This is a genomic window from Hydrogenophaga pseudoflava (assembly GCF_004353865.1).
Lineage (GTDB): Bacteria > Pseudomonadota > Gammaproteobacteria > Burkholderiales > Burkholderiaceae_C > Hydrogenophaga > Hydrogenophaga pseudoflava.
Map to the genome: position 1 here is coordinate 33051 of NZ_CP037867.1, position 23502 is coordinate 56552.

A 23502-nucleotide genomic window follows, 5' to 3' on the forward strand; every position below is an offset into this window, starting at 1 on the left:
GGGCGGTGGGGCGCGGGTTCATGTCGGCACCTGCTCGACGAGCAGTTCGGGGGTCTGGTCCACGCGCCAGGGGCCGACGCGCAGCGGGCGGGTGGCGCCAGTGGCCGGGTCGCGGCCGACCCAGTGCAGGCGCCAGGCGTAGGAACGGGGCTGCAGCAGGCTGCGGCGCCAGTAGGACCAGCGGCGTGCCTGCCCCGCCTCCAGCGTCAGCAGGGTGCCGCTGGCGCCGTCGGCGGGCACGGTGTCGCTGGCCAGCAGCTCCACCGCCACCAGCGCCGTCGCCCCGGCCAGCGGTTCGGCCAGGCGCAGGTCGACCGTTTCTGGCGCCGTGGGCTCCAGCGCCCAGCCGTTCAGGCGCAGACCCTCTGTCGGCAAGGTGCCGGACCAGCAGGGTTGCTCCGCGCCGTCGCCCGCGCGGGCCATGGCCTGGGCCGTCACCGGGGTCAGGCGCTCGTCGCCGGTCAGGCACACCCAGGCGTCCGGGGTCTGCGGGTTCAGTTCGATGGATCGGGTCGGGCCGCTGGCGGGAGTCACCACCAGCCGCACCGCCACGGCGTGGGCCCAGAGCGAGGGGTCGGCCGCCACCGGCACCGGGCGCACGCCGGCCTCCGCCTCGCCGATCACCAGTTGCAGGCCCTGCACCGGCACGAAGTCCGGCGACGACAGCGTCAGCGGCAGCTGCCCTTCCCGGGCCACCACCGCCAGCGTGCGGTGCGACAGTTCCAGGCCGGCACCGAAGGCGGGGCCGACCACCGACAGGGCGTGCAGCCCGGTGCGGGCATCGAAGCGGAAGGTGTGGTGCACCCAGGCCCCGCTGGGACCGCGGTAGCGCAGCTCCACGTCCAGCTGGGCCAGGCCGCGGGGGTGCAGGGGCAGGGCGCAGAGCACGTGCACCGTGACCCGCTGCATGGGGCGGAACGGCGTGACCACCGGAAAGGCCAGGGCGTTCCCGGCCCATTGGCGGTGGGCCTCGCTCACCGACCAGCCCAGGCGCCGCTCGACGGTGTCGGGCAGGGGCAGGTCCAGGCGCCACGAGAGGCCGTCGACCGCGTCGGTCAGCGGCACCCCGGGGTGCCACTCGAAGCCCTCGCCCACGCGGCGGAACAGGCTCTGGCGCGCGCTGCGCGCGGCCTGCAGCGCCAGTGCTTCGGTGTCGGCCGGTACCGCGTCGTCCAGCAGCGGCTGCCAGCGCAGCAGGCCCGCTGGCAGGCTCAGGAAGGCGCGGTCGAGGTCCCGGGCGCTGGCCGGCGCATCGGCGGGCAGCAGGGCCTGCAGCTGGTCGTGCAGGGTGGTGCCGGTGGTCGTCACCACCCAGGGCAGGCCGGGCCGCAGCCCCGGCACGCGCAGCCGCAGCTCCAGCTCCACCGGTTCCGGCCCGCCGGCCTCGGCCTCGCGCACCAGTGCCGTGACGATGCGGGTGTCGTCCGGGCCCAGGTGATGGGTGAGCGAGAGGGCATCGGCCGAGCCCACGGCCACGGGCTGCCACTGACCGGACGCCTGCACCAGGTCGCCCGACACGCCGCGCAGCACCAGGCGGGCCTCGGCCTGCGCCACCGGCGCGGGCTCCAGCGCATGGCCGGCCAGCGACGGCTCAAGCGCCAGGGCGTCGAGGCCGGCGTGGTCCAGCGCCAGAAAGGCCTGCAGCAGCCCGCCGTCCTGCGCCGTGCCGTCGTCCGTCGTGCGGCGCAGCAGCGTGAAGCGCGGCAGGCCGTCGGCGTCCAGCGCCAGTGCCACGCGGTCCGGCAGGACATACAGCCGGTGCGCGTCCCGGTGGTCGGGGAACACGTCCGGGAAGTCGGGCAGCGGCCGGGTGAGCATCATGGTCACTCCTGCGGCAACGTCACCTGCAGATGGCCGACCCCGGCCAGTCCGTCGTGCACGCGTTCGCCACCCCGCGCATCCACCGCCACCAGCCGGTAGCGGTAACCAGGCTCCAGGCCCAGGATGCGCGCCACCACCGGCTTGCGCAGGCTCACCGTCTGCACCAGCGTGCCGGCGTCGAGCGTCACCACCGGACCGTCGTCGAACTTGACCCGCAGCGACGTCAGCGCACCGGGACCGAAGAACAGCGGGCTGGCCGACACCTGCACCTCGAACGTGGCCTCGGTGAAGGCCTCGGTGACGGTGAGCTGGCCCATGAGCCGGGCGAGGTCGGGCTGGATGTCCAGGTCCAGCGCCGGGCTGACCGACAGCAGCGGGAAGGCCGCGGGCTCGACGGCCAGGCGCAGGTCCAGGGTCTGGCCCGGCGCCACCGCAGCGACCGGTGGCAGCTCCAGGGGGCGCACGGTCACGGTCTGCGCGACACCGGTGGCCGGGTCGGTCCACACGCCCAGCTCCTGCGGGTGGACCCCGTTGACGCGCACCGGGCTCTCGATGCGGTTGCGCAGGGTCACGACGTGGTGGCCGGGCACGCCGTCGGGGTCGGGGCGCAGCAGCTGGGGATCGAACACGCTGCCGGTGTTGTCCTTGAGCGAGACCACCAGCGGGATGTCGACCTGCGTGCCGTCGCTGATGGTGGCCGTCACCCAGCCCTGCATGCCGATGCCCGCGGGCGACTGGAAGGCGGCCGCCAGGCGCACGAACTGCGCCTCGTCCAGCGACAGCTCGTCGGTGATGCCCTCGTCGAAGCGGATCACCGCGTCGGGCCGCTCCTGCAGCGCCGGGGGCGCGCCGTCGGCGGTCGGCACGCCCAGGGTGAGCCGGGCCGACCGGGGGGTGAGCGCGGTCAGCCGCGCCGCGGGACCAAAGCGCTGGCGCGCCAGCAGCAGGAAGGCCTGACCGAGGTGCGGCCGCGCCTGGAACGCCAGGCGCACCCGGTAGGACAGCGCCTCGCTCTCGGTGGCCACGTCGGTGATGGCGAACACCAGCGAGGGCAGGAAGGGGCTGGCGTCGCTGCGCGCGAGCCGAAACTCCTGCGGCTCGTAGTAGACCTGGTCGCGCACCAGCGAATCCTGGAAGAAGGTCACGCTCTGGCCCTCGGCCACCAGGTCGTGCTTGAACAGCACATGGGCCTGCGAGGGGTCGCGCGGCGCATCGAGCATGTAGCCGTCGGCCTGGGGGTCGAAGGTGCAGGCCAGCGACTGCGTGCATTCGACCTCGCGCCGCACCAGCACTGGCCGGCCCTTCTTGTCGATGGCCACGCGCCGCGGCAGGGTGCGCAGCACGCGCGCCGTCTCTTCCCGGGACAGCGCCTCGTCCAGATCGGGGTTGTGGTGCGGGCGCCGTACGCCCCGCGCGAGTGCCCGCGTGGCGGTGCTGGCGCGGTCGGCCCGCAGGCTGGCGATCGCGGGCATCCGCGGCCCCGCCGCCGCCACTGCCAGCGGCTGGGTGCGCAGCGTGCTCAGCACCGCGGGGCTGATGCGAACCATGTCGATGTCCGGCTGCAGCGGGGCCACCGCCGGCCGGTCGTGCAGCCACCACTGCTGCCAGGTGCGCTGGCCGATCGTGGCCTTGCACACCACCTCCAGCCGGGCGCGGTGCACCGGCGAGGTGATGATCTGGTGGATGCGGTCGTAGTCCTCCTGGGCATGGAAGGGCAGCGTGCAGCGGTGCATGCTGCCGCCCAGCGGGTTCAGCGGGCCGAGCGCCTCCCAGATCAGCGGCTGCGCCGGCGCGGCGGCCACCGAGCGGGCCATGACGTAGTTGCTCAGGCGGTCGGTGCGGCCATCGGCGTCGGTGTAGTCGTCCAGCACGTCCACCACCAGCGTCTGGCCGCTGCGGCGGGCGGTGAGGGTGGTGACCTTGAAGCCGAAGGCGTAGACCCCGGTCAGCGCGTCGCCCGAGGGCATGGCCGTGGTCTCGCCCCAGTCGCAGTCGCTGGGGTGGCACTTGCCGAAGCCGTGCATGAACCAGCCGCCGTCGGCCCGCCGCCCGATCAGCAGGCGGGTCATGCCCCGCGTGGCCGCATCGGTGTTTTCCCACTGGCCCTCCCAGGTCGGCGGCGCCGGGTCGGCCGCCGCCACCACCGGCATTTCGTAACCCAGCCGCAGCGTGGCGGTGTGCTCGAGCGTGCGCATGGCAAAGCGCGCATCGACGGCGTGCACCGCCAGCAGCTCGATGTTCAGCCAGCCCAGCGGACCGAGCGGGTCGTCGTCGGCCGTGCGCAGGCGCAACCGGGAGGTGTGGCGCCCGCCCACCGTGTTCCATTCGTAGCGCGGCAGCTGGTACCGGGCGCCGGCATCGTCCGATGCCTCGTAGAGCACCTGGGGCTGAAGGGAGCCGTCCGGGCTCACCGGCACCGGGGCCTGTGCAGCCGCTGTCGTCACCGGATGCACCTTGGGCGTGAGCAGCAGCGTCTTGAGCTCGAAAGCTTGCAGCTGGTTGCTCATCAACAGAACCTGCTCGTCGCTTGCCATGTCCGCTCCTGCAAGAGGTGCCCCCGGTGGCCCTGACCCGGTGGACGGACCAGCGCGGCGGGGGGAGGGGACCCAATGTAGGAGTGCAGAACGGCGGTGACATCCTTCCGACTAGGGACCGGCGGCCGCAGGGATCACCCGTTTTGAGGACAAGTCCGCGCCCGTATAACCGATCCGCCGCCGCGCCGCCGGGCGGCAGGAACAAAGGCGTTCCGGTTCCCGTTTTCCCCGCGGGCGCCAGCGCTGTTTGCTGCACCGCGTCATGATTTCCTCATGTGCCCGCACGGTGCGGGCGCCCCACCTCCCCGGAGCACCCTTTTCATGAGCGACCTGTCGCAACCCACCCACGCCCCCGTCCTGCTGGACAAACTGCAATGGCGCTACGCCACCAAGAAGATGGACCCGGCCCGCGCCGTGCCGCAGGACAAGGTGGACCGCATCGTCGAGGCCGCGCGCCTGGCGCCCACCTCCAGCGGCCTGCAGCCTTTTGAAATCATCGTCGTCACCAGCAAGGCCGTGCGCGAACAGATCCAGCCCATCGCCTGGAACCAGGCCCAGATCACCGACGGTTCGCACCTGCTGGTGTTCGCCGCCTGGGACACCTACACGGCCGAGCGCATCAACCACATGTTCGACCTGGTGAACACCGAGCGCGGTTTCACCAATGAGGGCTGGGAGAACTACCGCCAGATGCTGCTGAACAGCTACCCGCAGCGCGACGCGCAGGTGAACTTCGAGCACGCCGCCCGCCAGGCCTACATCGGCCTGGGCGCCGCTCTGATCGCCGCCGCGTTTGAAGAAGTGGACGCCACGCCGATGGAAGGCTTCGACCCCGCCAAGCTGGACGAGATCCTGAAGCTGCGCGAGCGCGGCCTGCGCAGCGTGGCCATCGTGCCGCTGGGCTACCGCGCCACCGACGGCGACTGGCTGGTGAACCTGAAGAAGGTGCGCCGCCCGCTGGAACAGTTCGTCACCGAAGTGAAGTGATCCGCCCGGGCGGCGGCGGGCCTCAGGCGGCCTGCAGCGCCCGGCGGTCGATCTGGAACGCCGCCACCGAGGCCACCAGCTCGCGGGCCTGGTCGTCCAGGCTCTGCGAGGCCGCGGCGGTCTCCTCCACCAGGGCCGCGTTCTGCTGCGTGGCCTGGTCCAGCTGGGTGATGGCCTCGCCCATCTGGGTCACGCCGGTGCTCTGTTCCTGCATGGCAGAGGCAATATCCACCACCAGCTGGTTCACCCGCCGGATGGATGCCACCACCCCGGTCATCGCCGCGCCGGCCTGGTCGGCCAGTGCGGCGCCCGAGCCCACCTGTTCCACGCTGGCCTCGATCAGCTGCTTGATCTGCCGCGCCGCGTCGGCCGAACGGCCGGCCAGCGCCCGCACCTCCGAGGCCACCACGGCAAAGCCGCGCCCCTGTTCGCCGGCCCGCGCCGCCTCCACCGCCGCGTTGAGCGCGAGGATGTTGGTCTGGAAAGCGATGCCGTCGATCACGCCGATGATCTCGGCGATGCGCCGCGAGGCGTCTTCGATGCTGCGCATGGTGCGCACCACCGAGGCCACGGTCTCGCCGCCGGCTTCGGCCGCCTGTGAGGCGTCGGTGGACAGCGTGCGGGCCGCCTGCGCGCTGTCGGCGTTCAGGGCGATGGCGCTGCTGAGCTGCTCCATCGACGCGGCCGACTGTTCCAGCGCGCTGGCCTGCGCCTCGGTGCGGGCGCTCAGGTCCTTGTTGGCGCTGGCGATCTGCGCCGAGGCCGAACCCACATGGTCCACCCCGCGGTGCACCTGGCCCACCAGGCTGCGCAACCCGTCCTGCATCACCCCCAGCGACTGCAGCAACTCGGCCACCTCGTCGCGGCCCTGCACCGGCACGTCCTTGGTGAGGTCACCGGACGCAATGCGACCGGCCACCGCCACGCCTTCGCGCAGCGGCCGCACGATGCTGCGGGCCAGCACCACCGAGGCCAGCAGGCCCAGCACCAGCGCCGCCACCCCCAGGCCGATCTGCAGCAGCTGGGCACCGCCGATGGAGCGCCCCACGGCCTGGCCATGTTCCTGCGCCAGGCGGTCCTGCAGTGCGCGCAGGGTGTCGATGGGTTGCTGCAGGCGCGCCAGCGCCGGCAGGGTCTCGCTGCGCAGCAGCTGCTGGGCCTCCTCAATGCGGCCTTCCTTCGCCAGCGGACCGACCTTGACGAACGAGGCCACATAGGCGGCGCGGGAGCTGCGCAGCTCGGCCAGCGCGGCCTTGCCTTCGGGCCGTTCCACCAGCCGGTCCAGCGTGAGCAGGGCCTCGTCAATGGCCTTGCGGTTGGCGTCGATGCGCGCCTGCACCACGGGTATCTGCGAGGGCTCCACCAGCAGCAGCTCGGCGGTGTTCAGGCCGTTGGCCCGCGTGGCCGTGTCGATCACCGACACCGCCGCCACCTTCACCATTTCGCGCTCGATCAGCTGGCTGTTTTCCTGCCCGATCAGCCGCAACGACAGCAGCGACGAGGCCACCAGCCCCGCAATGAGCAACAACATCAAACCGAAACCGGCCGCCAGCCGCGCACCGATCCGGAACCTGGACACTCCCCACATGCTGAACTCCTGGCGCGCGCACACCGCGGCCTGATGCGGAGTTCTTCGGCGCGGGGCGGGCGGGCTGAATAGTCCTGAAGAACTATGGCGGGCCTAAGATCCGGGACACCTCGCCACCCACCGCCGCCGACACGCCATGTCCCAGGAATCCCGCCGCACCAGCCAGACCGGGGTCGTGCTGCGCCTGGGCAGCACGCAGACCCTGGCCTGGGCCTCGTCCTACTACCTGCCTGCCCTGCTGGCGGCGCCGCTGGCCGCCGAGCTGGGCCTGGCGGTCACCCAGGTGTTCGGTGCCTTCACGCTGGCACTGGTGATCTCGGCCCTGGTCGGGCCGGCCGCGGGCCGCGCCATCGACCGCCACGGCGGGCGCGCGGTGCTGCGGGTCACCAACCTGCTGTTTGCCGCCGGCCTGGCGGCGCTGGGCCTGGCGCAGGCCGGGTGGCAGGTCTGGGCCGCGTGGTGCGTGATCGGCGTGGCCATGGGCAGCGGGCTCTACGACGCGGCCTTCGCCACGCTGGTGCGGCTCTACCCGGTCAGCGCGCGCAACGCCATCACCGGCATCACGCTGATCGCCGGTTTCGCCAGCACCGTGGGCTGGCCACTCACGCAGTGGGGGCTGGACACATTCGGCTGGCGCGGCACCTGCCTGGGCTGGGCTGCGCTGCACCTCGTGCTGGGCATGCCGCTGCACAGCCTGCTGCCGCGCGGACAGTTGGAAGAGGCGCCGCCGGTGCGCGCCGAGTCCGCACCCAGCGCACCCGACTCTCGCGTACCGACGCAGGCAAACGCGGGCAATGGCGTGGCCCTCGTGCTCGCCGCCGTATTCGCCATCGCCTGGTTCACCAGCACCGCCATGGCCGCCCACCTGCCGCTGTTGTTGCAGGCGCAGGGCCTGTCGGCCTCCACCGCGCTGGGCGTGGCCATGCTGGTGGGGCCGGCGCAGGTGGCGGGGCGGCTGCTGGAATTCGGCTTCCTGCGCCGCGCCCACCCGCTGCTCTCCAGCCGCTTCGCCACCGCGGGGCACCCCATCGGCGTGGCGTTGCTGGCCCTGGGCGGGCCGCTGGGCGCCTGGCTGTTTGCGGTGATGCACGGCATGGGCAACGGCATCCTGACGATTGCCAAGGGCACGCTGCCGCTGGTGGTGTTCGGCGCCGCGGGCTACGGCGAGCGCCAGGGCTGGCTGATGGCGCCGGCCCGGGTGTCGCAGGCGTTTGCGCCGCTGCTGTTCGGCCTGGCCATGGCGCACTGGGGCGGCCACGCGCTCTGGCTCACGGCAGGGCTCGGGCTGCTGGCGCTGGCCCTGCTGCAGGGACTGGCGCTGCACATGGCGCGCCGCAGCGCGGCCGTGGCGCCTACGAGCCCACGGCCTGACGCGCCAGCTTGAGGAAGCGCGCCCGGTCTGCCTCGCCCAGGGACGCGAGGATCTCGTCCTGCAGGTTGCGCACCACCGGCACCAGCGCCTGGAGGATGCGCTCGCCCTCGGCCGTCAGCGACAGCACGCGCGCGCGGCGGTCGCGTTCGCTGACCACGCGGTCGACCCAGCCCTTCTGCTCCAGCCGCTCGATCACGCCGCCGATGGTGGCGCGGTCGTAGGCGATCAGCTCGGCCACGGTCGCCTGGTCCGTGCCCGGGTGGTGGCCGATGGCGTCCAGCGCTGCGAACTGCACCGGCGTCAGGTCGAAGCCCGCCGCCTGCGTGCGCTGCACGAACACCTGCGTGGACAGCTGGTGCAGCCGGCGGATCAGGTGCCCCGCCATGTCGAGTGAGTCCATGCCTGCGCTCCGTTTTCAAGTCGATTGATAAGTATACGTACCGTATTGACACGAATTAGTAAGCATAGATATCATTTGCTCCCACCCATCGCCCCCGGGCGACCTTCCCATCAGGAGACACCCCATGCAGTTCTACAAAGACGGTTTTCGCGGCGGCAACCCCGACATCAAGCAGGCCGCGCCCAACCGCCGCAACCGGGGCGTCAACGAACCCCTGCCCGAAAAGGTGGACGTGCTGATCGCCGGCACCGGCCCGGCCGGCCTGTGCCTGGCCGCGCAGCTGGCGGCCTTCCCGGAGATCGACACCCTGATCGTCGAGCGCATGGCCAGCAACATCATCAAAGGCAAGGCCGACGGCATCAACACGCGCACCATGGAAATGTTCCAGGCCTTCGGCTTCGCCGACAAGGTCAAGCGCGAGACCTACTGGGTGAACCAGACCGCGTTCTGGATGCCCGACCCCGCCAACCCCTCGCACATCCGGCGCGTGGGCCGGGTGCAGGACGTGGCCGACGACAGCTCCGAGATGCCTCACATCCTGATCAACCAGGCGCGGCTGCACGAGCTGTTCCTGGAGGTGATGGCGAACTCGCCCTCACGGCTGGCGCCCGACTACGGCTGGGAAATCGTGGGCCTGACCATCGACGAGACCACCGACGACCACCCGGTGACCGTCACGCTCAAGGACTCGACCGGCATCAACTGGGGCGCCACGCGCACCGTGCGCGCCAACTACGTGGTGGGCTGCGACGGCGCGCACTCCGCGGTGCGCAAGGCGATTGGCGGCGTGCTGCACGGCGACGCAGCCAACCAGGCCTGGGGCGTGATGGACATCCTGGCCAACACCGACTTCCCCGACGTGCGCCAGAAGTGCCTGATCTCCTCGGCCAACGAGGGCAACGTGCTGATCCTGCCGCGCGAAGGCGGCTACGTGTTCCGCATGTACGTCGAACTCGACAAGCTCAAGGACGGCGAGAAGGCCGCGAGCAAGAAGTTCACGCAGGACGACATGATCGCGGCCGCGAACCGCATCATCAAACCCTATTCGCTGGACGTGAAGGAGATCGTCTGGTGGTCGATCTACGACATCGGCCACAGCATCACCGACAAGTTCGACGACGTGCCCGAAGGCAGCGACCGCGCCCCGCGCGTGTTCACCGCCGGCGACGCCTGCCACACCCACTCGCCCAAGGCCGGCCAGGGCATGAACGTGTCCATGCAGGACACCTTCAACCTCGGCTGGAAGCTGGTGCATGTGCTGCAGGGTCGCGCCGACCCGAGCCTGCTGCGCAGCTATTCGAAAGAACGCCTGACCGAGGCCAAGCGCCTGGTCGAGACCGACCACGAGTGGTCGCGCATCATGTCCGCGCCGACCACGCAGGCCGAGCGCGAGGGCACCGAAGAGCCGCGCATCATCCGCCAGTTCAAGGCCAACCTCGAATTCACCGGCGGCACCGCGGTGAAGTACGACACCTCGACCCTGTTCGCACCCGGCACCCACCAGGCGCTGGCCAAGGGCGAAGAGATTGGCCGCCGCTTCCACTCCGCGCCGGTGGTGCGCCTGTCGGACGCCAAGCAGATGCAGCTGGGCCATGCGGCCGAGGCCGACGCGCGCTGGCGGATCTACGCCTTCGCGGGCCAAGGCGACGTGGGCCAGTCCGGCGCACCCATGGCCCGCCTGGCCGACTGGCTGGAGAACGACCCTCAGTCACCGGTCGTGAAGCACACGCGCAAGGGCGAAGACATCGACGCCATCATCGACGTGCGCGCCGTCTTCCAGCCCACCTTCGACCAGCTCGACTACGGGCAGATGCCCTCGCTGCTCAAGCCGAAGACCGGCAAGCTCGGCCTGCAGGACCACGAGAAGGTCTTCTGCGTGGACCACAAGGGTGCGGGCGACATCTACGACATGCGCGGCATTCACCGCGAGCGGGGTTGCCTCATCGTCGTGCGGCCCGACCAGTACGTGGCGAACGTGCTGCCGCTGGATGCGCGCGAGGAACTCTCGGCGTTCTTTGCCGGGGTGTTGCGCTGAGGTGGGGCGGCGCGGCCAGCGACGGGGCCGGCCTCAGAGCCGGCGGGCGTAGATGAACCGGCCGTTGGCCTGCCAGAGCAGGGTGAGTGCGCCCCACCGCTCCAACAGACCCAGGGTGGACGAGCGGTCGGCAGCCGTCACCGACCACATCTTGCTGCCCTCGTCCTCGAACACGGGCGCGCCGAACAGGGACCGCAGCGTCTCCTCGGCGTTGGCCTTGTGGATGCCCTGAAGCCGTTCCAGCAGCACCCGTTCATCGGGCGTCATCGCCGCCACCGCCTGCGCGTTGCGCGCTTCCAGCAAGCCCGAGGTGTCGGCGCCGTGGCGCCAGGAGCTCAGCAGCCCGTCCGAACTCTCGATGCCGAAAATGTCCATCAGCTCTTCGAGGTAGCCGACCAACCGGTCCTGGTCCTCGCCTTCGGCAGGGTCGAACTTCTTCATCACCGGCTTGAACAGGCCCAGCACGACCGGCTTGGTCTGCCGTGAAGGCGGCAGCCTGCGCAGGTCGCGCGCCAGCTGGTTCACCCAGGCTTCGTACCGGAGCCGGTCCGCTTCCTTCAGGTCCACGCGGTAGAACGGCTCGTTCACGAACTTCTTTTTGGCGATGAAGCGGTCCAGGGCCTGACGGCGGTCCTCGGCGGCCGAACTCTGAGCTGCGGGGTCGGCCCAGGAGGGGATGGACGCCGCGCTCAGCAGGGCGGAGAGGAGAAGGGCGCGGCGGGAGGGGAAGGTACAGGCCGGCATTGCTCGCCCAGGAGGGTGTGGTGGAGGTTCGGAGGTGAACAAGTTCGCCATTCTTGCGACGGTGGGGCCGGGGAATGCGCCGCCTCAGCGGCCGGCGCCCGGCGCCACCAGTCCACGGCGCGGGATGGGCGTGGAAAACACGATCGAGGTCCGTGTCTCGCCGTAGCCATTGATGGACGAGAGAAACCGCTCCAGGTCTTCCAGGCTGCGCGCCACCACGGTCACCACATAGGAGTCCGCCCCTGCGACGTGGTGGCATTCCAGCACCTCGGGCGCCCGGCGCAGCTTGTCGATGAACGCCTTCTTGCCCGGCTGCTGCACCGTGATGCCCACGATGGCGCGCACCGGATAGCCGGCCAGCGCCGGGTCCACGTCGGCGCTCACCGCACGCACCACGCCCGCGTCCTTCAGCCGCTTCAGGCGTTCGACCGTGGCGGGCACGGACAGACCCGCGGCCATGGCCAGGGTCTTGAGCGGCGCCCGGCCATCGGCCTGCAAAGCCATCAGCAGCGCCCATGCCTTGGTGTCCAGTTCCAGCGTCATCTCTGCCATACACGCCTTTCACCTGAAAAATCGATGGTAAAAGAGATTTTCACCTGAGACAACGCCTGTGCAGCGCGCCGGGGCCTGCGGACAATCTGGCCCATGGACACGTTTCATTCTTTTCCCCTGGCCGGGCTGTTCGTTCAGTCGATGCTGATCGGGCTGTCCATCGCGGCACCGGTCGGGCAGATCGGCATCCTGGCCATCCAGCGCACGCTGGACCACGGCCGCGCCGCCGGCCTGGCCACGGGCCTCGGCGCCGCGTTGGCCGACGCGGTCTACGGCGCCATCGGCGCGTTCGGTGTCTCGGGCCTCATCAACTGGCTGCTGGGCCTGAAGCTGTGGCTGGGCCTGTTTGGCGGCGGGTTCCTGCTGTGGCTCGCGTGGCGCATCGCGCACAAACCGCCGGTGCGGCGCAGCGGCCAGCACCCGCCACCGGGCACCCTGCTGCGCCACGTTTCGGGCACCTTCCTGCTGACGCTGTCGAACCCCACCACCATTCTGTCGTTCATGGCGGTGTTCGGTGCGCTGGCGGGCGGTGCGCCCGTGCTCTCGCCCTGGGTGATGGTGCTGGGCGTGCTGCTGGGCTCGGCCCTGTGGTGGCTGATCCTGTCCACCGGTGTGGCCTGGCTGCGCGAGCGCTTCGACGAGCGCTGGCAGCGCGCGGTCAACCTCGGCTCGGCCGCGCTGCTGGCCGCCCTGGGGCTGTGGCAACTGGGCCAGCTCGTGACCTAGGGTCGACAATCGGCGGAGCCTCATCCACGGCCCTTTTTCAGGAGTGTCATCAGTGGACATCCCCCGCATCTTCAACATCACCGAAAGCGCCCACCGCATCCACAACCCGATCACGGCGGACAAGCTGACCACGCTGGGCGCGGCGCTTCGCATGGCACCGGGCACACGGGTGCTGGACCTGGGCAGTGGTTCGGGCGAAATGCTGTGCACCTGGGCGCGCGACCACCAGATCGTCGGCACGGGCATCGACATGAGCCCGCTGTTCACCGAACAGGCGCAGCAGCGGGCTCAGGCGCTGGGTGTCGCGCACCAGGTCCGCTTCATTCACGGCGATGCCGCCGGCCATGTGGCGGACGAGCCGGTCGACGTGGCGGCCTGTGTCGGCGCCACCTGGATCGGCGGCGGCGTGGCCGGCACCATCGCGCTGCTGAAGCGCAGCCTGCGCGACGGCGGGATGCTGCTCATCGGCGAACCCTTCTGGCGCCAGCTGCCGCCCAGCGATGCGGTGGCACAAGGCTGCCAGGCGCACGCGGTGTCCGACTTCCTCACCCTGCCGCAGCTGCTGGCCTCGTTCGCCGAGCTGGGCCACGACGTGGTGGAAATGGTGCTGGCCGACCAGGACGGCTGGGACCGCTACGAAGCGGCCAAGTGGCTCACCATGCGCCGCTGGCTGGAAGCGAACCCCGGCGACGACATGGCCGCAGAGGTGCGGGCCCAGTTGCACTCGGAACCGGTGCGCTACGCGACCTACACACGCGAGTACCTGGGCTGGGGCGTGTTTGCGCTGATGGCGCGGTAGGCGCGGGCGCCACGGCCTCCGCTACTGCGGCACCAGCCCGGCGGACTTCACCAGCTCCGCGTGCAGCTTGATGTCGCTGGCGATCAGGCGCTGCAGTTCTTCGGGCGAGCTGGTCGCCACCTCGATGCCGCTCTCGGCCAGTTTGGCCTTGAGCTCGGGGTCGAACGCGGCCTGCACCGCGCGGTTGAGCTGGTCGACGATGGGGCGCGGCGTCTTGGCCGGTGCCAGCAGCGCCATCCAGGCCGAGAGGTTCATGTCGGCCACGCCCGCCTCGGCCATGGTCGGCACCTGCGGCATCACCGGCGAGCGGGTCGGGCTCATCACGCCCAGCGCGTGCAGCTTGCCCGAGGCCACGTGCGGCACCGCCTCGGGCATCACCGCGAACATCACGTCCACCGTGCCGGCCAGCGTGTCGTTGATGGCCAGCGCGCCGCCCTTGTAGGGCACGTGCAGCATCTTCACCTTGGCGCGCGATTCGAACAGCAGGCCGCCCAGGTGCTGGGGGCTGCCATCGCCGGACGACGCGAAGGTGATGCCGCCCGGCTGGGCCTTGGCCGCCGCGACCAGCGCCGCGACCGAGGGGTACTTCTGCTTGTCCTTCACGATCAGCACCATGGGCTGGTTGACCAGGCGGGTGACCGGCGTGAAGTCCGCCTCGGGGTCGTAGGGCAGTGTCTTGAACACGCTCTTGTTGGTGGTCAGGAACGAGGCCGGCGACACCGCGAGCGTGTGGCCATCCGGCGCCGCCCTGGCCACCACGGGCATGCCGATCTGGCCCGAGGCGCCGCCGCGGTTGTCCACGATGAAGGGCACGCCCAGCGACGCGTTCAGCTTCTGGCCCAGCGCCCGTGCGATCATGTCCACACTGCCGCCAGCGGGCAGGGCCACGACCAGCTTGACGGTCTGGTCCGGGTACTTGCCCTGCGCGGCCGACAGGCCGGAGAAGGACAGGGCGGCGAGGGCGGCGGCACAGGCCAGGGTGGTGCGGCGGTCGGGCATGAAGGGCTCCTGAAAAGCGGGGTGGGGCGCGCACCGTGCCAGTGCGCGTGTGTGCAGTGCCTGCAGCCCCATGCAAGACACGCGCCCAGCCGCCGGCCGCGTGCTGCCCCCCGCCCTGGTCGCAGGCTCAGGCCTTGCCCCCGGCCCCGGACTGGTGCGTGTGCACGCCCTGCATCCAGGCCATCAGGTCGACATGGCCGGAGGCGGGCGCGGCCCTGGCGCTGCGCGGGGCCTCGTCGTCCGGTGCCAGGCGGCGGCGCCTGGGTTTGACGAAGCGCGCCACATGGCGCGGCGCTTCCGGGCTCTCGGCGGCCAGGTTGTCCAGGATCGCGCAGTGGGCGTGGTCGTCGCCCGCGCAGGCGCGCACCAGCCCTTCGAGCCCGGCCTTCATCTCGGCGATTTCCCTGAGCTTCTCGTCCAGATCCGCCAGATGGCGCAGGGCGATGGTCTTGACCTCGCGGCTGGTGCGCCGGTCGTCGCCCCAGCGGCCGATCAGCTCGGCGATCTGCGGCACGGAAAAACCCAGCCGCCTGGACTGGCGGATGAAGCGCAGCACCGACACCTCCCGCTCGCCGTACAGGCGGTAGCCCGATTCGGTGCGCTCGGCCGGCGGCAGCAGGCCGGTCTGCTCGTAATGGCGGACCATCTTGGGCGAGACGCCGGCGGCTTTGGCGGCTTCGCCGATGTTCATGAGCGGGTTCATGGGAAGGCTCCTCGGAACAGAAAGGACACGGTGGCCCGGACTGTCGTCCTTGCCACCGTGTCAAGGTCAAGTGACCATGGGACGCCCATGGTCTGCGCGCTCAGGCCGGCGGGTAGCCGGCGTCGGCCAGGGCCTCGGCCAGCACCGCGCGGTCTTCGTCGCTCTGCACGGTGACCTTGCGCGCCGGCAGGTCCACCTGGAACTTGCAGGCCGGGTCGGCCAGGTGCAGCGTCTGGCCGACCACCCCCGCGCAATGGCCGCAGGTCATGTCGGGCAACTGGAATTCATGCATGTCGCACTCCTGAAAAAAAGTTGAGGAGCGGCCAGTCTGGGCATTGCCACAGCGGCAAGGTCAAGGGCCGTGGCCCGGCGCGGAGGGCGTTTGACCTTGCCACTGCGTCACACCCGAGAGTGCGGACTCCCCCTCACACCAGGAGATCGCCATGCAAGCATCCGCCACCCTCGCCCCGCCGGTCGACGCCCGGCCCGGCACCGAGTTCGAACTGCCCATCGAGGGCATGACCTGCGCGTCCTGCGTCGGGCGCGTCGAGAAGGCCCTGAAGGCCGTGCCCGGCGTGCAGGACGTCACCGTCAACCTCGCCACCGAACGCGCGTCGGTGGTGGCCGGGCCCGGCGTGTCGCTCCCCGCGCTCACCGGCGCTGTCGAGCGCGCGGGCTACTCGGTCGCGCAGCCCGCCGAAGAAGACCGGCCCGCGCCGGCCTCCCACCCCTGGTGGCCGGTGGCCCTGTCGGCCGCCTTCAGCTTTCCGCTGGTCCTGCCCATGCTGGGCATGCTGTTCGGCCAGGACTGGTCACTCAACGGCTGGGCCCAGTGGCTGCTGGCCACGCCGGTCCAGTTCTGGCTGGGCGCGCGCTTCTACCGCGCCGGCTGGAAGGCCCTGCGGGCTGGCGCCGGCAACATGGACCTGCTGGTGGCCCTGGGCACCTCCGCCGGCTACGGGCTGAGCGTCTACCTGCTGTTCAAGCACGCCGCGCACGGCACGCCGCACCTGTACTTCGAGGCCTCGGCGGTCATCATCACCCTGGTGCTGCTGGGCAAGTGGCTGGAGGCGCGCGCCAAGCGGCAGACGACCGCGGCCATCCAGGCGCTCAACGCCCTGCGCCCGGAGGTCGCACGCGTGCGCACCGCCTCGGGCGATGTGGACCGGCCGCTGGCCCAGGTCCGCGTGGGCGACCTGGTGGTGGTCCGGCCCGGCGAGCGCATCCCCGTGGACGGCACCGTCACCGAAGGGGCCAGCGAGGTGGACGAGTCGCTGATCACCGGCGAGAGCCTGCCGGTGGCCAAGCACCCGGGCGACAAGGTCACGGGCGGCGCGGTCAACGCCGAAGGCCTGCTGCTGGTGATGACCACGGCCATCGGCGCCGAATCGACCCTCTCGCGCATCGTGCGCATGGTGGAGTCGGCCCAGGCGAAGAAGGCGCCCATCCAGCGCATGGTCGACCAGGTCAGTGCCGTGTTCGTGCCCGTCGTGCTGGCGCTGGCACTGGCCACCCTGCTGGGCTGGGGCCTGTCGACCGGTGACTGGGAGCGCGCGATCCTGAACGCCGTGGCCGTACTGGTGATTGCCTGCCCGTGTGCGCTGGGCCTGGCCACGCCCACGGCCATCATGGCCGGCACCGGCGTGGCGGCGCGCCGCGGCATTCTCATCAAGGACGCGGAGGCACTGGAGATCGCCCACAAGATCGACACCGTGGCCTTCGACAAGACCGGCACGCTCACCCAGGGCAAGCCCACGCTGGTGGCCCTGGAGGCGGCCGCCGGCCACGAGGCCCAGCTGCTGCCGTTCGCCGCCGCCATCCAGAACGGCAGCGAACATCCGCTGGCCAGGGCGGTGCTGGACGTGGCGCGCGAGCGGGCCGTCGCGGTGCCTGCGGCGCACGGTGTCGCGGCCGTGGCCGGGCGGGGCATGCGCGCGCAGGTGAAGGGACGCGACATCCACCTGGGCAGCACGCGCTACATGAACGAACTGGCCGTGGACCTGTCGGCGATGGAGGCCGCGGCCAGCGCGTTGCAATCGGAAGGCCGCACCGTCTCCTGGCTGGCCGACCTGACGGACGCCCCCCGCCTGATGGGCCTGCTCGCCTTCGGCGACGAGCTCAAGCCCACGGCCGCGCACGCCGTGCGGCAGCTCAAGGCGCTGGGCATCCGGACCGTGCTGGTGACCGGCGACAACCAGGGCAGCGCCCAGGCGGTGGGCCGTGCACTGGGCCTGGACCACATCCGCGCCGAGGTGCTGCCGGCCGACAAGGCCGGCATCGTGGCCGACCTGCGCCGCGGCGGCGACCGCGTGGCGATGGTGGGCGACGGCATCAACGACGCCCCCGCACTGGCCGCCGCCGACGTGGGCATGGCCATGTCCACCGGCACCGACGTGGCGATGCACGCCGCCGGCATCACCCTGATGCGGGGCGACCCCTCGCTCATCGGCGATGCCATCGACATCTCGCGCCGCACCTACGCCAAGATCCGCCAGAACCTGTTCTGGGCCTTCGCCTACAACGTCATCGGCATCCCGCTGGCCGCCCTGGGCTGGCTCAACCCGATGGTGGCCGGCGCGGCGATGGCGCTGAGCAGCGTGAGCGTGATCTCCAACGCGCTGCTGCTGCGCCGCTGGCACCCTACCAGCGAACCCAGCTGACCGGGACGCCCGTTCTCAGCGTGTTGTGCACCTCGGCCACGGCATCGGTCTCGCGCAGCAGGCGCTCCACCGCCTCGGGCGGTGCCGGCGACTGGACCCGGGCCCGGTAGCGGACATCGGACGCGGCCAGGCCCACACCCTCGAACGACGCCGTGGCCTCGACTTCGACCTGGGTCAGCTCCATGCCCAGGCGGCGTGCCTCGCGGTAGAGGTCGTTGGCGTAGCAGGTGGCCAGGGCCAGCATGAGGAACTCGCCGCCGTTCACGGCCGAGCCGCCACCGGCCCTGGGCGGCACGGCCAGCGGCTGCTCCGCATCGCCCGTGCGCACCGACACGGCGTGCTGGCCGGGTGCACTGACAACGCGGGCGCTGATCTGCACGGTGGGCTCCTTCTCAGACGAGCGTGACCTCGACCCGCGATGGGATGGCCCGGCGCACCGCATCGCCCACCGGGGAGTGCGCCTCGGCCCAGGCGACGATCTCGTGCAGCTGTTCCGGGGAGGCGCCGTCTGACGCAATGCGCACGCGGATGCTCACGCTCTGCGGTCCCGGTGGCACGCCATCCCCCAGCCCGAGGATGCCCCGGTCGTCGGAGATGCTGTCCACCGTGACCTCCAGCCGGCTCAGCACGATGCCCAGTTGCGCGGCGCGCAGGGCGATGACGGTGGCGTCGCAGCTGGCCAGGGCCGCGCGCAGATACCAGCCGGGTGTGGGCGCGCTCGCGGCGCCGCCGATGCCCTTGGGCATGTCGCTGACCAGGGTCTCGCCGCCGGGGCCGGTGGCCACGCAGCGCAGGCCCTGCTCGACGACGGCCGTGGCGGCCTTGTCGGTGGACAGCGCCTTCTCCGGGTGCTCGGCAAAGTACCTCGTCACGCCCTCGATCGATTGCTGGATGTGTGCAAGCGTCATGCGGTTTCTCCAGTGGCGGCCAACCGGTGCCGGAAACGGCGAACCAGTCTAGCCGGGACCCGGCCTGAGGTGAAGCCTTGGCCCGCCCATCACCCGCCAAGCCACGCGGGGCGCCACGCTTCGGCGCAGCCCGAAGCATCCGGGGCCCGATCTGGCGGACAGTCAACCCCTGTTCCACACCGGTACCCGCACCATGCCCATCACCTGCTTCATCCGCTACCAGATCGACCCCTTCCAGCGCGAGGCCTTCCGCCGCTACGCCGAGGCCTGGGGCCGCATCATTCCCCGCTGCGGCGGCAACCTGCTCGGCTACTTCCTGCCGCACGAAGGCAGCAATCACATCGCCTGGGGGCTGATCGGCTTCGACGACATGGCCGCCTACGAGCGCTACCGCGCCGTGCTGCGCGCCGACCCCGAAGGCCGCGCCAACTTCGAGCTGGCGCAGGCGCAGCGCTTCATCCTGCGTGAGGAACGCAGCTGGCTCGAAGACGTGGCCGGCACGGTCCATCGGCCGCGGCAGGTGGCGCCGTGATGGTGGAAGCATGGCCCACTGCGTTACGCTGAGGCCCATGAGCCGCAACACCCCGCACGAACCCCGCCTCGCCCGCGTGGCCGCCATGGTGGCCGACCCGGCGCGCTCGCGCATGCTGGCCTACCTGCTCAGCGGCGAGTGCGCCAGCGCCAGCGAGCTGGCCAAGGCCGCGTCCGTCACGCCCGCCACCGCCAGCGGCCACCTGGCCCAGCTGCTCGAAGCGCGCTTCGTGGCCTGCGAACCGCGCGGCCGCCACCGCTACTACCAGCTCGCCGACGCCGACGTGGCCCACGCGCTCGAAACCCTGGCCGTGGTGGCCGAGCGCGGCGAACACGACAGCGAATGGGCCTCGCCCGAACGGGCGCGCCTGCGCGAGGCGCGCTGCTGCTACGGGCACCTGGCGGGGCGCCTCGGCGTCCGGCTGTTCGACGGCCTGATGGCGGCCGATGGATTGCAGCCGGTGAGCAACGGCTACGCCCTCACCGACAGCGGCCGCGCGTGGTGCCAGCGTCTGGGCTTCGAGCCACCGGAGCCCGGCAGGAAGCGGCGCTACGCCTACCCCTGCCTGGACTGGTCCGAGCGGCGCGACCACCTGGCGGGCGAACTGGCCGACCGGCTGTACCAGCACCTGGTGGCGCAGGGCTGGGTGCGGCGCGGGGCGGGTCGCGATGTGGCGGTCACGCCAGTGGGGCAACAGGAACTGATGGCCTTGCTCACCACCCCATGAACCCCACACGCAAAGTGCTGCTCGCCGGCGCCACCGGCCTGGTGGGCGGACAGATGCTGCAAGCCCTGCTGGCCGACCCGACGGTGGCGCAGGTGCATGCGCTGACCCGCCGCGACCTGAACCTGCACCACCCCAAGCTGCAGCCCCTGCGCGTCGACTTCACGCGCCTGCCTGCGCTGCCACCCGCCGACGAGCTCTACCTCGCGCTGGGCACCACCATCAAGGTGGCGGGCAGCCAGGCGGCCTTCCGCGCGGTGGACTTCGACGCCAACCTCGCGGTGGCGCGCGCCGCCGTGGCCGCGGGCGTGCGGCGCGTCGGGCTGGTCAGCGCGGCCGGCTCCAGCGCGCAGTCGCCGGTGTTCTACAACCGCGTCAAGGGCGAGCTGGAAGACGCGCTCCGCACGCTGGACCTGCAGGCCCTGGTGCTGGCACAGCCTTCGCTGCTGCTCGACCTGCGCGACGGGCTGCAACAGCCCCCGCGCTTGGGCGAACGCATCGCCATTCCCATCGCCCGCGTGCTTGCGCCGCTGATGCCGGGTGCGTATCGACCGGTGCACGCGCGCGCAGTCGCGCTGGCCCTGGTGCGCACGTTGCCCACCGCGCAGGGCGTGGTGGTGCTGGCGTCGGACGAGCTGGCCCGCATCGGCCGCTGAGGCGCCCGCGCCAGACCGACGCCTTCCAGTGCGCGGCCTTCCGCCGCTACGCCGCGTGCGCGCGCAGCCAGGCCACGATGTCGGCGGTCACCTCGTCGCGGTTGGTCTCGTTCAGGATTTCGTGGCGGCCGCCCGGGTACAGCTGCACCGTCACGTCGGCCAGCCCCGCGTCGCGGTAGCGCTGGCCCAGCAGCTGGATCAGCGCGCCGCCACCGGCCAGCGGGTCGGCGTCGCCGGAGGCGATCAGCACCGGCAGGTCGCGGCGGATGCCGGCCAGCAGCGCCGGGTCCGCCACGCGGGGTGCGGGCTCGAACAGGGCGGGGATCACATCGGCCGGCACGTCCCATCCGCACCAGGGGTTCGCCACGTAGGCGTCCACCTCGGCGGGGTCGCGCGACAGCCACTCGTAGCCCGTGCGGTGCTCGAAGCCCGCGTTGAAGGCTTCGAGGCCAGCAGGCGCATCCGCGGGCGCATTGGCCATGGTCGCGCCGAACGCATCCAGCGCGGTCGAGCCGGACAGCACCACGCCCGCCCAGGTGGCGAAGTGGTCGAGCATGGCCGCCTGCGCGGCAAACGACCCCATCGAATGCGCGAACAGGAACACCGGCAGGCCGCCGTGCTGCGCGCGCAGCACGGCGCCAAACTGGGCCACATCGGCAATCAGCCCGCCGAAGCCGGCGGCGCCGAAGTCGCCCAGCCGCCCGTTGGCTGTGCGCCCGTGCCCGCGGTGATCGACCGCGTGGACCACGAAGCCGGCCGCGTTGAGCGCCCGGGCAAAACGGTCGTAGCGTTCACCGTGTTCGGCCAACCCGTGGGCGATCTGCACCACGCCAGCGGGCGGGCCGTCCACGTCGGCCCATGTGTAGGTCGTGACCTGGGTGCTGTCTGCGTCGGAAATGAAGGAGGAAGTTGAGGTGCTCATCGCTTCATTCTCACCCCGCACCCCTCCAGCCCGACCTAGTGAAAACGGCAGGAAGCGCCGCAGCGGTCAGGCGTCGATCTGCATCGCCGGGCGCGCCTGCACCTTCTGCAGCCAGGCGTTCGTGGTCGGGTGGTCTGCCACCGGCGCACCCAGGTAGACGCTGTAGCCAATCACCGACGCCACGATCAGGTCGGCCAGCGAGTAGGCGTCGCCGAGCAGCCAGGGGTGCTGGGCCAGGCGCCCGTCGAGCACGCTGAGCAGTTCGTCCAGGGCCTTGTGCGCCGCGGTGCCGTGGGCGTCGTCGGGCGTGCCCATGTTCTTTGCGGACTGCAGGCGCACCAGCTGCGCGCCGTAGGTCACGTAGGACCAGGTGCTCCAGGACATGGCCTGCAGGTGTTCCGGTGTGCCGCCGGCCGGCCACAGGCCGCTCTTCACGCCATAGGTGTGGCCCAGCCAGAGTTCGATGGCCAGCGCCTCGAACATCGGCGCGCCGTCCACCGTCAGGGTGGGCACCTTGCCGTTGGGGTTCAGGGCCAGGTAGTCGGGCCGGCGCTGCTCGCCGGTGGTGATGTCGACCTTGACGCGCTCGTGCGGCACGCCGAGTTCGGCGAGGGCGCAGGCGACCGGGGTGGCGCTGGACATGGGGTGCCAGTAGAGAACGATCTTGGACATGTTGGGCTCCTTGAAGACGGTGGTTGGCGGGCCCGGCACCGCGCCGAACCCGTGGCTGCAATGTCGCGCCCATTGCGGACAGCTTCGGCCCTCAATAAAAGCTAGAGTGCCACCATGCTTTCATCGTCCTCGCGCCTGCTGCGGGTGCTGTCACTGCTGCAGACCCGCAGCCACTGGGCCGGCCCCGAACTGGCCGAGCGGCTGGCCGTGCACCCGCGCACGCTGCGGCGCGACATCGACCGGCTGCGCCAGCTCGGCTACCCCATTCACGCCAGCAGCGGCGTGGCGGGCGGCTACGCGTTCCGCGCGGGCCAGTCGCTGCCGCCGCTGCTGCTGGACGACGAAGAGGCGCTGGCGGTGGCCATTGCCCTGCAGATCGCCGCGGCCGGCACCGTGAGCGGTGTGGAAGAAAGCTCGCTGCGCGCGCTGGTGAAACTGGAACAGGTGATGCCCACCCGCCTGCGCCGCCGCACGGGTGCGCTGCGCTCGGCCATCGTGCCGGTGCAGCGCATGGGGCCGACCATCGACGCCAGCGTGCTGGCCACGCTCGCCACCGCCTGCCGCGACCAGCTGCAGGTGGGGTTCAGCTACCGCGACCTGCGCGGCCAGGCCAGCGTGCGCCAGGTGCAGCCGCACGGGCTGGTGCACACCGGCCACCACTGGTACCTGGTGGCCTGGGACCCGGCGCGCGACGACTGGCGCACCTTCCGCATCGACCGCGTGCAGGGCACACCCCGCAGCGGCGCGCACTTCGCGCCGCGCCCACCGCCCGCGGGCGACCTGCGCGCCTACGTCACCGGGGCCATGGCCGGCGTGCACCAGCAGGGCGAGCAGGCGCGCGTGGTGCTGCACCAGCCGCGCGAGGTGATGGCGAAAACCATTCCCCCATCCGCCGCCACGCTGGAAGCCATCGACGACGCGCACTGCCTCATGCTCTGCGGCACCGGCCAGCTGGACTCGCTGGTGTACTGGCTCATGGCGCTGGACGTGGAGTTTGATGTGCTGGAGCCACCCCTGCTGAAGGAGCGGCTGCGCCGGGCGAGTGAGCGGGTGGGAAGGAGCTTGGCGCGGGGTGGGGGATGAGCGTCGAGGGCCGCGGCGATCGGTCCAATGTTTACTTGTAGACTGGTGTTGGCTGAACTGAGTCGTTCTCGATTGATCGCTTGAA

23 protein-coding genes are annotated in these 23502 nt (G+C 71.3%); 10 read left to right on the plus strand and 13 right to left on the minus strand.

All coding sequences use genetic code 11. The features are described from left to right. Positions 1-18: 18 nt before the first annotated feature. Both HPF_RS00130 and HPF_RS00135 read right to left on the minus strand, forming a co-directional pair. Entirely contained in the window at positions 19-1821 is a 1803-nt protein-coding gene (locus HPF_RS00130) for a hypothetical protein (protein ID WP_133155365.1), read from the minus strand. Between the two features lie 2 nt (positions 1822-1823). Continuing rightward, entirely contained in the window at positions 1824-4355 is a 2532-nt protein-coding gene (locus HPF_RS00135; RefSeq protein WP_133155366.1) for a hypothetical protein, read from the minus strand. A 321-nt stretch (positions 4356-4676) separates the two neighbouring features. On the opposite strand from HPF_RS00135, the gene HPF_RS00140 reads away from it, so the two are divergent. Further along, positions 4677-5342 (plus strand): nitroreductase family protein, encoded by a 666-nt coding sequence (locus HPF_RS00140; RefSeq protein WP_133155367.1) that lies wholly within the window; start codon positions 4677-4679, stop codon positions 5340-5342. 22 nt (positions 5343-5364) lie between these two features. Here the strand turns inward: HPF_RS00140 and HPF_RS00145 are convergent, their stop codons facing one another. Next, a complete protein-coding gene (locus HPF_RS00145) occupies positions 5365-6930 on the minus strand; it encodes a methyl-accepting chemotaxis protein (protein WP_133155368.1) in 1566 nt (521 codons plus the stop codon). A 136-nt stretch (positions 6931-7066) separates the two neighbouring features. Here HPF_RS00145 and HPF_RS00150 point away from each other — a divergent pair, with 136 nt between their 5' ends. Further along, positions 7067-8314, plus strand: a complete 1248-nt coding sequence (locus HPF_RS00150) for an MFS transporter (protein ID WP_133155369.1) — start codon at positions 7067-7069, stop codon at positions 8312-8314. Here the strand turns inward: HPF_RS00150 and HPF_RS00155 are convergent. Then, positions 8283-8702 (minus strand): MarR family winged helix-turn-helix transcriptional regulator, encoded by a 420-nt coding sequence (locus HPF_RS00155; RefSeq protein ID WP_133155370.1) that lies wholly within the window; start codon positions 8700-8702, stop codon positions 8283-8285. The genes HPF_RS00150 and HPF_RS00155 overlap by 32 nt on opposite strands. A 124-nt stretch (positions 8703-8826) precedes the next feature. On the opposite strand from HPF_RS00155, the gene HPF_RS00160 reads away from it, so the two are divergent. Further along, entirely contained in the window at positions 8827-10737 is a 1911-nt protein-coding gene (locus HPF_RS00160; protein ID WP_133155371.1) for an FAD-dependent monooxygenase, read from the plus strand. Between the two features lie 33 nt (positions 10738-10770). On the opposite strand, the gene HPF_RS00165 is transcribed toward HPF_RS00160, so the two are convergent. Next, complete coding sequence (locus tag HPF_RS00165) at positions 10771-11481, minus strand: DUF4844 domain-containing protein (RefSeq protein WP_165961633.1); 711 nt, start codon at positions 11479-11481, stop codon at positions 10771-10773. 84 nt (positions 11482-11565) lie between these two features. Next, on the minus strand, positions 11566-12033 hold the full coding sequence (locus HPF_RS00170; protein ID WP_207959261.1) for an Lrp/AsnC family transcriptional regulator: 468 nt from the start codon (positions 12031-12033) through the stop codon (positions 11566-11568). Between the two features lie 93 nt (positions 12034-12126). Here HPF_RS00170 and HPF_RS00175 point away from each other — a divergent pair, with 93 nt between their 5' ends. After that, positions 12127-12759 (plus strand): LysE family transporter, encoded by a 633-nt coding sequence (locus HPF_RS00175; protein ID WP_133155373.1) that lies wholly within the window; start codon positions 12127-12129, stop codon positions 12757-12759. Positions 12760-12811: 52 nt separating this feature from the next. Then, complete coding sequence (locus HPF_RS00180; RefSeq protein WP_133155374.1) at positions 12812-13558, plus strand: SAM-dependent methyltransferase; 747 nt, start codon at positions 12812-12814, stop codon at positions 13556-13558. Between the two features lie 21 nt (positions 13559-13579). Here the strand turns inward: HPF_RS00180 and HPF_RS00185 are convergent, their stop codons facing one another. The 3 genes from HPF_RS00185 to HPF_RS00195 all read right to left on the minus strand — a co-directional run bounded on the left by HPF_RS00185 (position 13580) and on the right by HPF_RS00195 (position 15552). Then, positions 13580-14557: a Bug family tripartite tricarboxylate transporter substrate binding protein gene (locus HPF_RS00185; RefSeq protein WP_079366304.1), complete on the minus strand. Its 978-nt coding sequence runs from the start codon at positions 14555-14557 to the stop codon at positions 13580-13582. A 127-nt stretch (positions 14558-14684) separates the two neighbouring features. Beyond that, positions 14685-15260 carry a Cu(I)-responsive transcriptional regulator gene (gene cueR / locus HPF_RS00190; RefSeq protein WP_307173024.1) on the minus strand — a complete coding sequence of 192 codons (576 nt, stop codon included), beginning with the start codon at positions 15258-15260 and terminating at the stop codon, positions 14685-14687. 100 nt (positions 15261-15360) lie between these two features. Continuing rightward, positions 15361-15552 carry a heavy-metal-associated domain-containing protein gene (locus HPF_RS00195; RefSeq protein WP_133155375.1) on the minus strand — a complete coding sequence of 64 codons (192 nt, stop codon included), beginning with the start codon at positions 15550-15552 and terminating at the stop codon, positions 15361-15363. 151 nt (positions 15553-15703) lie between these two features. On the opposite strand from HPF_RS00195, the gene HPF_RS00200 reads away from it, so the two are divergent. After that, positions 15704-17920, plus strand: coding sequence for a heavy metal translocating P-type ATPase (locus tag HPF_RS00200; protein WP_133155376.1), 2217 nt, complete (start codon positions 15704-15706; stop codon positions 17918-17920). Here the strand turns inward: HPF_RS00200 and HPF_RS00205 are convergent. Next, a complete protein-coding gene (locus tag HPF_RS00205) occupies positions 17901-18299 on the minus strand; it encodes an OsmC family protein (protein WP_133155377.1) in 399 nt (132 codons plus the stop codon). The two genes, HPF_RS00200 and HPF_RS00205, sit on opposite strands and share 20 nt — an antisense overlap. A 13-nt stretch (positions 18300-18312) precedes the next feature. After that, positions 18313-18828 carry an OsmC family protein gene (locus HPF_RS00210; RefSeq protein ID WP_133155378.1) on the minus strand — a complete coding sequence of 172 codons (516 nt, stop codon included), beginning with the start codon at positions 18826-18828 and terminating at the stop codon, positions 18313-18315. 193 nt (positions 18829-19021) lie between these two features. On the opposite strand from HPF_RS00210, the gene HPF_RS00215 reads away from it, so the two are divergent. From HPF_RS00215 to HPF_RS00225, 3 genes are read left to right on the plus strand one after another with little or no spacing between them, the layout of a single operon-like run. Continuing rightward, positions 19022-19360 (plus strand): NIPSNAP family protein, encoded by a 339-nt coding sequence (locus HPF_RS00215; protein WP_066151934.1) that lies wholly within the window; start codon positions 19022-19024, stop codon positions 19358-19360. A 37-nt stretch (positions 19361-19397) separates the two neighbouring features. Continuing rightward, positions 19398-20087, plus strand: a complete 690-nt coding sequence (locus HPF_RS00220; protein WP_133155379.1) for an ArsR/SmtB family transcription factor — start codon at positions 19398-19400, stop codon at positions 20085-20087. Further along, positions 20084-20740, plus strand: a complete 657-nt coding sequence (locus HPF_RS00225) for an NAD(P)H-binding protein (RefSeq protein WP_133155380.1) — start codon at positions 20084-20086, stop codon at positions 20738-20740. The genes HPF_RS00220 and HPF_RS00225 overlap by 4 nt, the downstream gene beginning before the upstream one ends. Before the next feature lie 46 nt (positions 20741-20786). Here HPF_RS00225 and HPF_RS00230 read toward each other — a convergent pair whose 3' ends face one another. Together HPF_RS00230 and HPF_RS00235 are read right to left on the minus strand one after the other, a co-directional pair. After that, entirely contained in the window at positions 20787-21662 is an 876-nt protein-coding gene (locus tag HPF_RS00230) for an alpha/beta fold hydrolase (RefSeq protein ID WP_133155381.1), read from the minus strand. 66 nt (positions 21663-21728) lie between these two features. Further along, positions 21729-22334 carry a glutathione S-transferase family protein gene (locus tag HPF_RS00235; protein WP_133155382.1) on the minus strand — a complete coding sequence of 202 codons (606 nt, stop codon included), beginning with the start codon at positions 22332-22334 and terminating at the stop codon, positions 21729-21731. Between the two features lie 114 nt (positions 22335-22448). Here HPF_RS00235 and HPF_RS00240 point away from each other — a divergent pair, with 114 nt between their 5' ends. After that, a complete protein-coding gene (locus HPF_RS00240; RefSeq protein WP_133155383.1) occupies positions 22449-23417 on the plus strand; it encodes a helix-turn-helix transcriptional regulator in 969 nt (322 codons plus the stop codon). Positions 23418-23502 lie beyond the last annotated feature (85 nt).

Bases quoted from the DNA above. Each gene is read 5' to 3' on its own strand.
- HPF_RS00135 (WP_133155366.1), bottom strand. From the start codon at position 4,355: ATGGCAAGCGACGAGCAGGTTCTGTTGATGAGCAACCAGCTGCAAGCT.
- HPF_RS00240 (WP_133155383.1), top strand. From the start codon at position 22,449: ATGCTTTCATCGTCCTCGCGCCTGCTGCGGGTGCTGTCACTGCTGCAG.
- HPF_RS00140 (WP_133155367.1), top strand. From the start codon at position 4,677: ATGAGCGACCTGTCGCAACCCACCCACGCCCCCGTCCTGCTGGACAAA.
- HPF_RS00215 (WP_066151934.1), top strand. From the start codon at position 19,022: ATGCCCATCACCTGCTTCATCCGCTACCAGATCGACCCCTTCCAGCGC.
- HPF_RS00175 (WP_133155373.1), top strand. From the start codon at position 12,127: ATGGACACGTTTCATTCTTTTCCCCTGGCCGGGCTGTTCGTTCAGTCG.
- HPF_RS00145 (WP_133155368.1), bottom strand. From the start codon at position 6,930: ATGTGGGGAGTGTCCAGGTTCCGGATCGGTGCGCGGCTGGCGGCCGGT.
- HPF_RS00225 (WP_133155380.1), top strand. From the start codon at position 20,084: ATGAACCCCACACGCAAAGTGCTGCTCGCCGGCGCCACCGGCCTGGTG.
- HPF_RS00220 (WP_133155379.1), top strand. From the start codon at position 19,398: ATGAGCCGCAACACCCCGCACGAACCCCGCCTCGCCCGCGTGGCCGCC.
- HPF_RS00195 (WP_133155375.1), bottom strand. From the start codon at position 15,552: ATGCATGAATTCCAGTTGCCCGACATGACCTGCGGCCATTGCGCGGGG.
- HPF_RS00230 (WP_133155381.1), bottom strand. From the start codon at position 21,662: ATGAGCACCTCAACTTCCTCCTTCATTTCCGACGCAGACAGCACCCAG.
- HPF_RS00130 (WP_133155365.1), bottom strand. From the start codon at position 1,821: ATGATGCTCACCCGGCCGCTGCCCGACTTCCCGGACGTGTTCCCCGAC.
- HPF_RS00200 (WP_133155376.1), top strand. From the start codon at position 15,704: ATGCAAGCATCCGCCACCCTCGCCCCGCCGGTCGACGCCCGGCCCGGC.
- HPF_RS00185 (WP_079366304.1), bottom strand. From the start codon at position 14,557: ATGCCCGACCGCCGCACCACCCTGGCCTGTGCCGCCGCCCTCGCCGCC.
- HPF_RS00235 (WP_133155382.1), bottom strand. From the start codon at position 22,334: ATGTCCAAGATCGTTCTCTACTGGCACCCCATGTCCAGCGCCACCCCG.
- cueR (WP_307173024.1), bottom strand. From the start codon at position 15,260: ATGAACCCGCTCATGAACATCGGCGAAGCCGCCAAAGCCGCCGGCGTC.
- HPF_RS00165 (WP_165961633.1), bottom strand. From the start codon at position 11,481: ATGCCGGCCTGTACCTTCCCCTCCCGCCGCGCCCTTCTCCTCTCCGCC.
- HPF_RS00160 (WP_133155371.1), top strand. From the start codon at position 8,827: ATGCAGTTCTACAAAGACGGTTTTCGCGGCGGCAACCCCGACATCAAG.
- HPF_RS00210 (WP_133155378.1), bottom strand. From the start codon at position 18,828: ATGACGCTTGCACACATCCAGCAATCGATCGAGGGCGTGACGAGGTAC.
- HPF_RS00150 (WP_133155369.1), top strand. From the start codon at position 7,067: ATGTCCCAGGAATCCCGCCGCACCAGCCAGACCGGGGTCGTGCTGCGC.
- HPF_RS00170 (WP_207959261.1), bottom strand. From the start codon at position 12,033: ATGGCAGAGATGACGCTGGAACTGGACACCAAGGCATGGGCGCTGCTG.
- HPF_RS00155 (WP_133155370.1), bottom strand. From the start codon at position 8,702: ATGGACTCACTCGACATGGCGGGGCACCTGATCCGCCGGCTGCACCAG.